Source organism: Peptoniphilus rachelemmaiella, assembly GCF_943169845.1.
Lineage (GTDB): Bacteria > Bacillota > Clostridia > Tissierellales > Peptoniphilaceae > Aedoeadaptatus > Aedoeadaptatus rachelemmaiella.
Genome location: NZ_CALPBW010000003.1, coordinates 1 through 12,909 on the forward strand (window position 1 = coordinate 1; position 12,909 = coordinate 12,909).

A 12,909-nucleotide genomic window follows, 5' to 3' on the forward strand; every position below is an offset into this window, starting at 1 on the left:
GCAAAACTTTCATCATTTTCGAACCAAATTACTCTTTGTTTGTTCAAAAGATCGGTGATGGATGGCTTTTAGGAAAACAAAAAGGAGCCTAGTTTTCACTAGACTCCCCAATGGTTGACATAGAACCGAAAAAAACTCGTGATGACATCATCAATGCAAAAGAAAGGCTCTTTCCCATCGAAAGGATGAGAAAGAGCCTTTTTTCTGTGTTCTCTTTTAAAGGGCCGATGCTACTCCGCCACCCTTCCCCAATACAAATAGTTCTTGTCTCCTTCTTCTTCCACGAAAGACAAGATGCCGTCGTTACTGAAAAAGACAGAGCGCAGATTTTCTTGTCTTGTAGAAATTTTCTTTGCCCTCATTTCGGAAAGATCCACGAAGTCGAGGCTGACGTCCCCGTGAATAAAGAGGCGGCCGTCATCTAAAATTCTCGATTCTCGAATAAAATTCGAATAGTCGTAGCCCGGCAGGATATAGGGCCTGTACCCGTCGCCCTCTTTTTTGTAGAGAGTGCAGCGATCTTCTTCCGGCTCTCCTTTGAGATTCGGCGCGTTCAAATTGACGATGAGATCGGCATCCCCCGCCAAATAAGTGGAAAGTTTGGTAATAAAGGGGATCTCGTAGAGGGTGTTTTTCTCCCTGTCCAACAAATAGGAGCCCTTGGCTTCAGTGACATTTTCCGAATAATCGTCCAGTTCCTGAAATCCCACGGTATTTCCCATGCCGTAGAAATTCGTAAACAGATGCCCTTCTTTCACTTTTTCGTCTTTTCCCAAAGTAAAGGCTTCATTTACAATTTCATCTGCCTTCTCTGCGCCGTATTTCATAAAATACATGGCGTTTTCCAATTTATTTTCGCCGAGCACTTTTTCCAAGCTGACATAAAATCCCTCTTTTTCGGCAAAGGCGGCGATTCGGTTGAAATCCGAAAGAGCCACCTGCTTCACTTCTCCGTCGGGACGGATCTCGACGGAATCCACGGCCCCCTCCGTATTGGAGCCGACAAAATAAAACGTCCCGTCCACGACCTTGGTGGCATCGATAAACTTGTAAGGCTGCTTTAATTCCACATCTTTCCTCTCGCCGGTCTTGAGATCGGTGATTCGGATGCTTTTAAAAACTTCCTTCGTGGGATCGCTTATGTCTTGATATAAAATTTCCTCTTTCGGATCGAATCCGAAAACCGAGTCCTTCGAGATTTCTTTTTTCGAAAAATTGCCTTTGATCTCGTCCACGGATAGAGCGGTAAACTCCATCGTCTCCGGCTCTTTTAAATTGTCGGAAAGCACTTTCGTCTCCCGAGCCGAATTTTCCAATCCTTTGTTTGCTCCCGAGTTTTCTTGAGGCAAGGCCTCTTGTCTCCCGCAGGCAAGCAGGCAAAGCAAGATGCACACAATGGCAAATTTTTTCATGCTACCATACCCTTTCTCAAGTCGAAATAAAATCACAGGTCTCTTTCATATTCAATATATCTTTTTTCTCCCTTCATTGCAATTCCCATTCAAAGGGGGTTATTGTTATGCCTTTTATATGAGCGCCGAATATGTTTTTTATCGGCGGTCGTAAAGCTGATAGTAGGAACTCCTGTATTGATGGCAACCGCTTCTAAAGACACCCTTTATACAATTTGACGCCGCTTGGTGTGGAATCACGCACACTTATAAAGAAAAGGGACGCAGCGAAAAGACTGCGTCCTTTTTCAAAAGACAAGATTATGTGGGATTTTTTACTTGTGCGCGGCCAGTGCATCAAGCATGGCTTGATAATTGTTTGCCGCCATGAGAATTTGTTCATAAGCCCAGTGCTTTTCACTGACGTCCTTAAAGGAATTGAATTTCGCTCTAATCTTCATCAGATCTTGCTTGCTCATATTCCTGCCATCGTAACGATTCAGTATCGTCACGGCTTCAGCTCTCGTAATGGCGCCGTCGGGTTTAAAGGTGCCGTCGGGGTAGCCGATAATTCGGCCGTTGCCGAAGGCTTGATTAATGGCCGCTTCAAAGGGATGACCCTTTACATCGGCGAAAGGCGCGATGCGATCCGTCTTTTTGTCGATGCCGGCCAATGCCCGAGCAAATTCAGCCCTGGTAATGGGTTCGTTGGGACGGAAGTTTCCGTTTTTATCCGCCAACATCAAATCATTTTTCACCATGGCGTTGATGACTTCGTTGTACCAACTGCTGTCCGTGTCCTTGAAACCGGGTTTGGCCTTGTTGCTCGTATCCAAACCGGCCAGAGAGGCGATCATGGACGCCGCCTCGGCGCGACTGATCTTACCTTCGGAGCGGAAGCTGTTATCGCCGTAGCCGAAAATAAATGCCTGATGCTTTACTTTCGGCTCCACAGGCGTACTCGGCGTTCCCGGATTTTCCGCAGCCGTCACTGCAACCATATCTCCGTTTTCAAAATACGTGTCATTTGCAAATTTTACATAGACGATAGGTTTAATATATTTGGTATTTTCGGGTAGCTTCGTGATTTCGATTTCATAGCCGCCGGCTACTTGTTTTACCGTGTAATCATCCCGAGGCACTTCCTGCTTCTTATATTTCGGCGTCGCCGACGTGCTTGTATCCACCCTCGTCGAGGGACTGCTTACTGCCTTGGGTTTCCCTTCTTCAAAATCCTTCTGTGTCACATAATTCAGCTTAAAGAAAGCTTCTTCATTCTCGCCGATCTTTCCGGCCCCTGCAAGATTCGACTGAATTTCAATCTTATTGTCCTTTAATGCCACATACTTTTTATTATTGTGGGGGTTGAGCTGATCTCGCTTCCCCAGTACCTTATAATTGACGAGAGCTTTTTTCGTATAATCCCTGAAGAGGCCGGATTTCTTTCCATTAACCTTTTTATAAGGGACACTTTCAATAAAATTCAATTCCTCTTCCGTAATTTTTTCTTTGCCTAATAAAGTCTTCGCTTTTTCAACGGCGCCCTTGACTTCATCTTTCACGCCCGGCTGAAATTCAATGGAATCGCTGTCAAGAACCTTCTCTTCCACTGTTTTCATGTACTTTTGAAGTTCGGCCTTGGCCTGTCTAACCCTTTCGGCAAATTCCACATTGGTCTTGTCCGCTTTGGAATTTTTCTCTTTCGCTTGCTCGCGTTCAAGGCGACTTATACTTTGGTTCCCGGCAAGCGCCGGATTTTGATTCGCATCCATTGCCCTATTCGTTCCGGAGCCGGAGGCGGCATAGGAGGATCCCGGTAAAAATCCTGCAATTAAGGTAAAGCCTAAAAGGCATGAGACGAAACCGACAGACAATTTTCGCATTCCGTAACGAGGTCGTTGCTCTTTTTGTTTCATATTTTCTCCTTCATTATAAATTCCATGGCCCCTTTGTCCGCATCAAATCTATGTATTTTTCCATAGCAGACCTAATCCAAAGTTGTCATGAGCTAAAGTGATCTTCTAATTCGAAATTATATCACGCTGATATTAATTATCAACTGTTGTTTTTATATTTCTTCTCTTTTCCTTTATTTTTGCTTTCTGCTGCCTTTTTATTCTTATGTTCTAGCTCATTTAAATTATTTCTTCCGCGCGGCTTTTTGATGACTCTGTTGAAAAAAGAAAAAACCTCTGCAGTTGTTTTTCACGCCTGCAGAGGCTTTTCTCATTTCTTTTTTCTGATTGTCCGTTTAATTTAATTGATTTTTTAAATTCAGCATCATTTGGGTGGCTTCTTCTCTGCTCGCCGTGCCTTTTGGATCGAAGAGATTGTCGCCCTTGCCGTGCAGAATCCCTCGCGCCGTCAAGCTCGCCACCGCCGGTCGGAAGACGGGGCCGATGGCATTGGCATCTTTAAAGGGCAGGTTATGCGATGCATCGTCGTATTTCATGGCGACGAAAAGAATTTTCGCCATTTCTTCCCGACTGATTAAGCGTTCGGGGCGGAAATTTCCGTCTTCGTAGCCGTCGATGAGCCCGGCACGTCTCGCCGCCGCCACGGCTTTGGCGTAGTAGGCATCGGCAGGCACGTCGCTAAAACCTCCGTCCGCTTCCGTCATGGGCAGGCGTAGGGCGAGGCCCATTAAGAGGGTAAACTCGCCGCGGTTCATGGCCTCGCGCCCTTGAAAGCTCTTCAGGCCGCGGAAGGCGGCGGTGTTGATGCCCTCGTGGTTTGCCCGGCTCGGCACGTCTTTCGCCCAAGGTGAGGTAGCGTAGCAGCTCATGGCGTAGTTTAAGAGGGCCATGGTGTCGTGGTAGCGTTGATCCTGTCCCCGAGATCCCATGACCACGGAAATTAGGTGGCGGCCTTTGTTCGTGTAAGTCACCGAAAGGCATTGGCCGGAATAGGAGGCCGTGCCTGTTTTAAAGCCGTTGATTCCCTTAAAGTGGCGAAATTTTCGATAAAATTGATTGGTGGATCGATAGATTTCGTTTTTGTACTTGGTCTGATGTTTCGAGGTGGTGTTTAGAATTTCCGGGTAGTCGCTGATGATGGCGCGGGTCAAAAGGGCTTGTGCCCTTGGTGTGACGCGGTTGGGCTTCAGGCCGTTGGCCTCGGTGTAGTAGGCGTCGATGCCCAGTAGCCTCGCCTTTTCGTTCATCCGCTCGGCGAATTGGGCTTCGCTTCCGCCGCCGAAGTATTCCGCTATGGCGATGCCCATTTGATTGTTGCTGCGAACCAGAAAGGGCTCAAAGAGATCGCCGAGCCGCTCTGTTTCGGCGAAGTCGGTCTTGTCCCAGGGAGACTGGGTGCGGGCATTGACGGATATGGGGATCACCGTATCCCAAGTGGCTTCGCCTGTGCGCAGGGCATCGAGAATGATGTAGGCTGTCATGATTTTAGTCATGGAGGCGGCGGAGCGGGGCGTGTCCGCATTTTTTTCGTAGAGCACCTGCCCCGTGTCGTAGTCCATGACGATGGCCCCGGGGGCGTTGATGGCCGGCGCATTGGCAGCAAAGGCCGCCCCGGGAATTAATAGAATGGCGACGATGAGTAAAAATGCCGCCACAGAGTTAAATCGTTTCATTGTCGTCCTTTCAACTTTATCGAACAATTATCAACTTACCGTAAAATGCCCTGCAGATTTTTCGAGGGCTCTTTGTTATTTCTTGTCTGTGTCGAAAAGCGCCGTAATTTCATCGGGTTTGTAGCCCACGACGACCTTTCCGTCTGTAATAATCACCGGCACATATTTGTAGCCTTTTGCCTTAAATTCGCGAAGGGCGATTTGATCTTTCGAAATGTCTTTCTCTACAAAGGGCCGGTGGAGTTGATCCCTAAACATGGCTTTCGCCATAACGCAGTATTTGCAGCCTTCTTTCGTATATATGACCACGTCTTCCGTCTTTTGTGCAGGCGCCGCGTACGCTCCGGCTTTTTTGGAAATTTTCGCCATTTCCGAGCGGCGAATGGGGCGATCGCCTTGGAAGAGGCCGTCGCTGCCTTCGGCGGAGAAAATGTCTTCTTTTACCAACGCGGCCACATAGTCCGCCACGAGAATTTCCACGTCCTTCTCGTCGAAGACGGTGCCCATTTTATCCAGGTCCTTCATTTTGAGGTTGCTGTGATCTTTCGTTGCGGAAAGATTCAGGGCTCTGGCGTAGTAGGCGGCCACTTCTTTTCTCGACGGAAAGGCCATGTCTTTTGCCTTGAGCTTGCCGCAGGCCTTGGCCTCTTCCAACTGCTTTTGGGTTATAATGCCTCGATCCAAGGCGTAGGCGATGCTGTCTGTGGCCCATTCTCCTGCGCCGCTTGCCCGCGCCATGTCGCCATAATTTGCCTCGGCCTGTTTCATGGCGTCCTCTGTCGGCGCTTTGATTCTCTTGATAAGAACAAGGACCTCAGGCAGACTGACGGGTCGATTCGGCTTAAATGTGCCGTCGGGGTAGCCGGAGATGAGGTGCTTCTCTGATAGCTCAGCAATGGCATCATAGGCCCAGTGGCTTTCTTTGACATCTGTGAAGCGGGCGGCATAGGCACCGGAGGCCGGCGTGGCGATGGTCAGTGCGGCCAAAAGAAGGGCCCACGTTGTGATTTTCTTTTTCATTGTTTTTCTCCCTTGGATATGGATACGATGAAATCCGGATTGATGCGTTCTCTGTGTGCATGAAGCGTCTCTTCCAATCGGCCTTTCACTTGGTCGATTCTCGGACAGGGAATTTCGCCGCTTAGTACGGCCTCTGCAGGTAAGACGTCGAAATGGAGCCCATCGCCCCAGTGTTTGTCCACGTAAAGGGCGTCGGGCTGAAAAGCCACCACGTGCGTGCCCTTCTCGTCTTTTTTAAGGCGCGCCCGCACCATTTGCCCCGTCTCCACCCGGCTCGTGTTCATGTACTCACGTCGCTGATTGGAGACGAAGTTCCCCATGGAGTAGGCCACGAAACAGGCGCCATCCTTCGTGGCGATGTTGTCGACGGCGAGGGGCACGTGGGGATGGCTTCCGAAAATAATGTCCACGCCTTTTTCCGCCAAATAGTCGGCCTGCTTTTTCTGCGTCGCCGTGGGCTCCTTAATGTACTCTTCGCCCCAGTGCATAAAGCAGACCACGGCATCGACGCCTTGCGCCTTTAATGCGGCCATGTCTTCGTTTACCTTTGCTTCGGAATAAATGGCCACGGCATTGGGCCTGTCGCTGTTTTGCAGGGCACCGTCGTTGCCGTTAAGGCCGTAGGTGTAGGCGAGAAAACCGATTTTAATGTTGTTTACCGTTTTTATGAGAGGCTTCGCTTCCACTTCGCCGGTGCCCACCACATCCATACCCGCCTCGGTAAGGGCGCGGTAAGTGGTCTCCACGCCGGGTGCAAAGGTGTCGTAGGCGTGATTGTTGGCCGTGGTGATCACATCGAAGCCCACGGTTTTTAAATCCCGAGCGATTTCTATAGGCGATGCAAACATGGGAAAGGTGGTGTAGCCCTTCTTCCCGTCGGTTAAGGTGGTCTCAAGATTAATCACGGCCACGTCGGCATCGTCGATAAAGGGCTTCACGTAGCAAAAATCTTCGGTAAAATCAAAGCCCTCGCCCCGCCGCGCCGCGTTGATCTGAGGCCGGTGCACCATGTAGTCGCCGAACGCGATAAAGCTTACTTCCGTCGGCGGGATCTTTTTTTCCTGCGGCTTCACCTCAGGGGCCACGCAGCCCGTTAAAGTGAAAAGGAGCGCCAGCAGAATAAGTCGATATCTTTTCATCATCATTCCTTTTCTTCTGTTCATTCATTAACGTATTTATTGTATCAGTCTTTTCCTATTTTTTGCACTAAAAAAGCGGGGTCTCCCCCGCTTTCGTCGACTACGTCTATAAGCCGTGTTTTGTATTGGTTAACTATCTGTCTGGTCTTTCCGTCGCCGGAAAGCTCTAGCGACCTACCTACCGGAGACGACGAGCAGCCGTCTTTTTCCCTCTTTGGTCTTGCTCCGAATGGGGTTTACATAGCCGCACAGTCGCCTGTGCGCTGGTGAGCTCTTACCTCGCCTTTCCACCCTTACCTTTGCAGGCGGTATCTCTCTGTTGCACTAGCCTTGGGGTCGCCCCCACCGGACGTTATCCGGCATTCTCGCTCTGTGGAGCACGGACTTTCCTCGCTACGCGCAGTTAACTGACGTACTCGACGAATTATTCTACCATATTCAGTCTTCGATTTCAAAGACGAAGGGCGAATTCATCACCACGTGGGCACGGGCGTCGGAGATTTCTTCCACCCACTCCGCCATGGCCATTAAAATGGCCTTTTCGCTGTGAAAGTGGCCGATGTCCAAAACCATGAGGCCGATTTCGTAGGCGTGCTGGCCGTCGTGATGTTTCACATCCCCGGTGATGAGCACATCGGCGCCTTTAAACGCCGCTTCATCGATAAAATCTGCGCCGCTTCCGCCGACAAAGGCGATCCTATCCACCCGCTCTTTTTTCTGCCCGTAGCAGCGAATGCCGGTAATGGATTCCCGTTCGAAAATTTCCTTTAGATCCCTTAAGCTTAAAGACGACGTGCCGAGAATGCCCAGTTCTTCGTCATCGCTCAGTACGGTTACGTCCTTAAGGCTCAGCTTGTCGATCCACTGATCGTTGACGCCGCCTTTGGCCTTGTCCATGGACGTGTGAGAGGAATAGACGGAAATGTTGTGGCGAATGAGATCGCAGACCATTTTTCCTCGAAGCGTCGAATCCTCCACCATCTCAAGGGGCGAAAAAATAAAGGGATGATGGGTTAGGATGAGCTCCGCCCCCGTTTCAAGGGCCAGATCCACCACATCGCGGGTCACATCCATGGCCACGACGACATTCTTCACTTCCCGCTCGCCGAGACGCAATTGCCAGCCCGTTTTGTCCCAAGGCTCTTGCAATTCTTCCGGCGCCCAAGCGCGCAATTTATTGATGATCTCTACACTGTTCAATGTACGCCTCCCACTTTTTTACATCCCTATTTGCCTTGTCGATTAAATCCTTTTTGCCGCTCACTTCCACAGCCCGCACCACGCCTTCGAGGCGGGCCTTTTCTTTTTCCGCCATGGCGAGAAAATCGCCACAGTGAAGAAAATTTTTCCAGGAGAAGGCATCCCTTCCGCCGGCTGCGATTTTCATCAGGGGATAAAATTTGCCCCGCTCTTCCACGAGCTCCGCCTCCATGAGGCGAAAGCCCCGGGCGGTGAGAAAATCGAAAAGATCTTCCGCCCCCTGCATGGGCTGAACGATGCACCAATCCAAGGCATCCACCACGTCTTTTCCGCGAGACAGTATATCGGCGATCAATTGGCCCCCCATGCCCATAATAATGGCGCCTTGAATTTCGCCGGGAGCCATGGGGGCGAAGCCGTCGCCTAAGCGGGTCTCGAAACGGCCGTGAAAGGCCCCTGAAAGAAGCGTAGCCGCTTTGTTTAAGCTCGGGGCGGAAATATCTGTGGCGATGACTTTCTCGGCTCTATTTGCCTCTAAAAGGGCATGGGAGATATAGCCGTGATCGCAGCCTATATCTCCCACACAGTGAACCGCCGGGGTCATATGAAAGACGGCCTTAAGCCGCTTCGACGATTCAATCATTCCAAAAAGTCCTTTAACTTCTTGCTGCGGCTCGGATGGCGCAGCTTTCTCAATGCCTTGGCTTCGATTTGACGAATCCGCTCACGGGTCACGTCAAATTCCTTGCCCACTTCTTCCAACGTGCGGGCGCGGCCGTCTTCCAAGCCGAAGCGCAGGGTGAGCACTTGCTTTTCTCTTTCCGTCAAGGTGGTAAGCACGTCGCCTAATTGTTCCTTTAAGAGAATAAAGGTGGCCGCCTCTTGAGGAGAGAGGATGTCGTCGTCAGGAATAAAGTCGCCTAAATGGGAATCTTCTTCCTCGCCGATGGGCGTCTCCAAGCTCACGGGCTCCTGGGCGATCTTTTGAATTTCACGCACTTTGTCTACGGTAATGCCCATTTCCTCGGCGATTTCTTCCGGTTGGGGATCCCGCCCTAAATCCTGTACCAATTGCCGTTGGACCCGCACCAATTTATTAATGGTTTCCACCATGTGCACGGGAATGCGAATGGTCCGCGCCTGATCGGCAATGGCCCGGGTAATGGCTTGGCGAATCCACCAAGTGGCGTAGGTGGAGAATTTGAAGCCTTTTTTGTAATCGAATTTATCGACGGCTTTCATCAGGCCCAAATTGCCCTCTTGAATTAAATCCAAAAAGCTCATGCCACGGCCCACATAGCGCTTGGCGATGCTGACGACGAGACGCAGATTCGCTTCGGCCAATTCCCGCTTGGCCAACTCGTCGCCTTCTTCCATGCGCTTGGCAATGGCCACTTCTTCGTCGGGCTCCAAGAGGGGGATTTTCCCGATCTCTTTTAAATACATGCGCACGGGATCGTCGACGCTGCCGCCCTTCATTTCCGTGGGTTCTTTTTTCTTTTTCGCCGTTACTTTTTGCTTTTTTTCTTCGTCGTCTCTTAAGATTTCCACATCCAGGTCCTCAAACTCCGCATAGATGTCGTCCATTTCGTCGCTGGATAAATCCACGTCGTCAAGAGCATCGACGACTTCCTTCGCCGTTAAGCTGCCGTGCTTGACGCCTTTTTTAAACAACTTTTCAATGGCCGGATCTTTTTCCAAAATCTGTTCATCTAATTGATGGAGTTGATCCTTGTGATCCAAGTTTTTCGTCATCTATGATTCGTCCCCTTTTCTACTTCCTGTAAGCGCCTGTTAATTTCATCGAGTTCATATAATTTTTCAGACAAGTTTTGATTCTCATCCCCTGCCTGAGGCGACTGTTCCATATGTTCTATATCGTGGAGCAATTTCTGACTGCGAAGCCTGAGCCCTTCGGCGTAAATGCGGTCGATGAGCTCACCGACAATGGCTTCTCCATGTATTAGATCCATACCCTTTGTGAGGCGATAGAAACGGTCTTTCATCTCCGGATAGTGATCAAAAAATTGGCCCCTGCGTTCCTTCTGAGGAAGGTCTTCCTTGTAAAGATCCGATACGGTGGTAAACAAGGGGCCCCACGTTTCTCCGGCCACGTATTTCCACTGATCCTTCCCCTCAATGATGGCGAAAAAATCTTTGTCTTCCAAGCCGTACTGCAAGAGGCTGATCCACAAACTTTCCATGGGATCCGCCGCAGGGGTCTTCGCCGCCTTCTGCGGGCGATTCAAATTGCCCCGACGCATTTCTCCTTCGAAGGACTCGGGGCGCACCCCGTAGGCTTCGGCAAATTTTTTCGCAAAAACGTCCCGCTCCACCGGGCTTTTCACCTTGGATAATATGGCGGTGACGCCTTGTAAAAATTCCGAGAGGGAAGCCGCATCCTCCAGGTGATAGTCTTTTTCCAGGTTTTTCACCTGGAATTCGACGGAGGAAAGGCCCCGGTTCAACTTGCCTTCAAAGGCGATTTTTCCGTAATCGCGAATGTATTCATCGGGGTCTCTTCCCCCTTCCAGCACGACGATTCGCGGTCGAATGTCCTCCGCAGCCAAAATGTCGATGGCTCGGTTCGTGGCCTTTATCCCGGCATTGTCGCCGTCGTAGCAAATAAAAACCTGTTTGCCGTAGCGCTTAATTACCCGTGCCTGCTCACGGGTCAGTGAGGTGCCGAGGCTCGCCACGGCATAGCCGATTCCCGCCGCGTGAAGGGAGATGACGTCCATGTAGCCTTCCACCAATAGAATCCTGGCGCGGTCGGATACTTTCATGACGCGATTTAATCCGTAGAGCTCCCGGCTCTTTTTGTAGAGCAGGGTGTCCGATGAATTTAGGTATTTCGGCAAACTGTCGTCGAGAACCCGGCCGCCGAAGCCCACCACGCGAGATTTTCTGTCGATAATGGGAAAGATCAGGCGATTTCTGAAGCGGTCGTAGTAGTGGTTTCGCTCCTCGTTAAAGGAGACGAGGTTCGCTTCGAAAAGCTCTTTTTCGTCGTAGCCCTTTTTCTTCATGTGGCCCAGCAATTGATCGCCGCCGGCGGGGGCAAAGCCCAAGCCGAAAGCCAGAATCATGTCTCTTGCGATGTTGCGATTTTTTAAATAGTTCAGGCAATGGGGATTGCGGCTCAGGATTTCCATGTAGTAAAGGGCCGCTTCCCGATTCATGGCCACCATGCGGTTGCGCTTTTTTTCCCCTTCCGTGTCTCTGAAAGAGGGCTTTAAGTCGATGTGAAGGTCTTCCGCTAATTTCTCCACGGCTTCGATAAAGCCTAATCCCTCTTTTTCCATGAGGAATTTAATCACGTCGCCGCCGGCGCCGCAGCCGAAACAGTGGTAGTAGCCCTTATCCGGTTGCACAGAAAAAGAAGGGGTCTTTTCCGTATGAAAAGGACAAAGACCCATGTAATTTCTTCCTTTTTTCTCAAGCTTGGTGTATCGACCGATCCACTCGACAATATCGCTCTCTTCTTTTACCCGGCGAATGATTTCGTCGTCGATGATTAAAGCCATATTGTCACCTGCTTTCTACAAACTGTGCCAATCCTTAGGCACGTAAAGTTCCTTCCACACATTAATGGCGAAGCGATCGGTCATGCCGGCGATGTAGTCGGTGACCATATCTTCCACCGACATGGCGTGGGCTTTGGAAAACGCCACGTGGGCCGGAGGAATCGCCTCGACCTGCGCCGTGAAATAGCTGTAAAGATCTTTTATGAGTCGCTCCACCTTCCCGTCTTCGCTTTTCACCGTGGGATTAAAGTAGACCTTCTCAAACATATAGGCCCTGAGATCCAACATGGCGGCGTAAATGGCGGGATCCATGGTGATTTCATCCGAGGATTCGCTGGCTGAGATCACGCTTTTTACCAGACAGGTAATGCGCTCGGAATGGCTCGCGCCCAAGGTGTCCACAATGTCTTTGGGAATGTCGTCCATGGAAAGGACGCCGGCGCGAATGGAATCGTCGATGTCGTGATTTAAATAGGCGATGCGGTCGGCAAATTTAATGATCTGCCCTTCCAAGGTGTGGGCGGGATTGACGGCCTGCTCTTTGGAGTGGTGCAAGATGCCGTCTCGCACTTCCCAAGTAAGGTTCAAGCCCGGCCGATCGCCTTTGGATTCCAGAAGATCCACCACCCGCAAGCTGTGGGCAGCGTGATCGAAGCCATTTGGGTGCAATTGATCCAGCACTGCTTCTCCGGAATGGCCGAAGGGCGTGTGGCCCAAGTCGTGGCCCAGGGCGATGGCTTCCACCAAATCTTCGTTGAGGCGAAGGCCGCGGGCCATGGTGCGGGCGATCTGCGCCACTTCCAAGGTGTGGGTGAGGCGGGTGCGGTAATGATCCCCCTCCGGCGCTATAAAGACGTGGGTTTTATGCTTCAGGCGGCGAAAGGCCTTGGAGTGAATGATTCTGTCCCTGTCCCGTTGGAAACAGGTGCGCATATCACAATCAGGCTCCGCCATTCTGCGGCCCTTTGAACGGGCGGCGTGTGCGGCTCTTTCGTCTAAAATCGCCGCTTCAACTTTCTCCCATCGTTCTCGTTGAAGCATAG

Annotated in this window: 10 protein-coding genes and 1 other RNA gene; all 11 read right to left on the bottom strand. The window is 50.6% G+C overall.

From position 1 onward, the window contains the following. Nucleotides 1-230: 230 nt before the first annotated feature. The 11 genes from KO087_RS01600 to KO087_RS01650 all read right to left on the bottom strand — a co-directional run bounded on the left by KO087_RS01600 (nucleotide 231) and on the right by KO087_RS01650 (nucleotide 12,907). A complete protein-coding gene (locus KO087_RS01600) occupies nucleotides 231-1,412 on the bottom strand; it encodes a hypothetical protein (RefSeq protein ID WP_215507039.1) in 1,182 nt (393 codons plus the stop codon). A 314-nt stretch (nucleotides 1,413-1,726) separates the two neighbouring features. Continuing rightward, nucleotides 1,727-3,307 carry an S-layer homology domain-containing protein gene (locus KO087_RS01605; RefSeq protein ID WP_215507041.1) on the bottom strand — a complete coding sequence of 527 codons (1,581 nt, stop codon included), beginning with the start codon at nucleotides 3,305-3,307 and terminating at the stop codon, nucleotides 1,727-1,729. Nucleotides 3,308-3,642: 335 nt separating this feature from the next. Further along, a complete protein-coding gene (locus tag KO087_RS01610) occupies nucleotides 3,643-4,980 on the bottom strand; it encodes an S-layer homology domain-containing protein (protein WP_215507043.1) in 1,338 nt (445 codons plus the stop codon). Nucleotides 4,981-5,055: 75 nt separating this feature from the next. Next, nucleotides 5,056-6,000, bottom strand: a complete 945-nt coding sequence (locus KO087_RS01615) for an S-layer homology domain-containing protein (RefSeq protein WP_215507045.1) — start codon at nucleotides 5,998-6,000, stop codon at nucleotides 5,056-5,058. Further along, nucleotides 5,997-7,163 (bottom strand): CapA family protein, encoded by a 1,167-nt coding sequence (locus KO087_RS01620; RefSeq protein ID WP_215507047.1) that lies wholly within the window; start codon nucleotides 7,161-7,163, stop codon nucleotides 5,997-5,999. Before KO087_RS01620 ends, KO087_RS01615 begins: the two co-directional genes overlap by 4 nt. A 69-nt stretch (nucleotides 7,164-7,232) precedes the next feature. Beyond that, nucleotides 7,233-7,558: RNase P RNA component class A (gene rnpB / locus KO087_RS01625), an RNA gene on the bottom strand. A gap of 19 nt (nucleotides 7,559-7,577) precedes the next feature. Then, the gene (locus KO087_RS01630) at nucleotides 7,578-8,339 is read right to left on the bottom strand and encodes a Nif3-like dinuclear metal center hexameric protein (protein ID WP_215507049.1); all 762 of its coding nucleotides are present in this window, start codon (nucleotides 8,337-8,339) and stop codon (nucleotides 7,578-7,580) included. Continuing rightward, on the bottom strand, nucleotides 8,314-8,982 hold the full coding sequence (locus tag KO087_RS01635) for a tRNA (adenine(22)-N(1))-methyltransferase (RefSeq protein ID WP_215507051.1): 669 nt from the start codon (nucleotides 8,980-8,982) through the stop codon (nucleotides 8,314-8,316). Before KO087_RS01635 ends, KO087_RS01630 begins: the two co-directional genes overlap by 26 nt. Then, nucleotides 8,979-10,094, bottom strand: a complete 1,116-nt coding sequence (gene rpoD, locus KO087_RS01640) for an RNA polymerase sigma factor RpoD (RefSeq protein WP_215507053.1) — start codon at nucleotides 10,092-10,094, stop codon at nucleotides 8,979-8,981. Before rpoD ends, KO087_RS01635 begins: the two co-directional genes overlap by 4 nt. Continuing rightward, on the bottom strand, nucleotides 10,091-11,866 hold the full coding sequence (dnaG, locus tag KO087_RS01645) for a DNA primase (protein WP_215507055.1): 1,776 nt from the start codon (nucleotides 11,864-11,866) through the stop codon (nucleotides 10,091-10,093). The genes rpoD and dnaG overlap by 4 nt, the downstream gene beginning before the upstream one ends. A gap of 15 nt (nucleotides 11,867-11,881) precedes the next feature. Further along, nucleotides 11,882-12,907: a deoxyguanosinetriphosphate triphosphohydrolase gene (locus tag KO087_RS01650; RefSeq protein ID WP_215507057.1), complete on the bottom strand. Its 1,026-nt coding sequence runs from the start codon at nucleotides 12,905-12,907 to the stop codon at nucleotides 11,882-11,884. Nucleotides 12,908-12,909 lie beyond the last annotated feature (2 nt).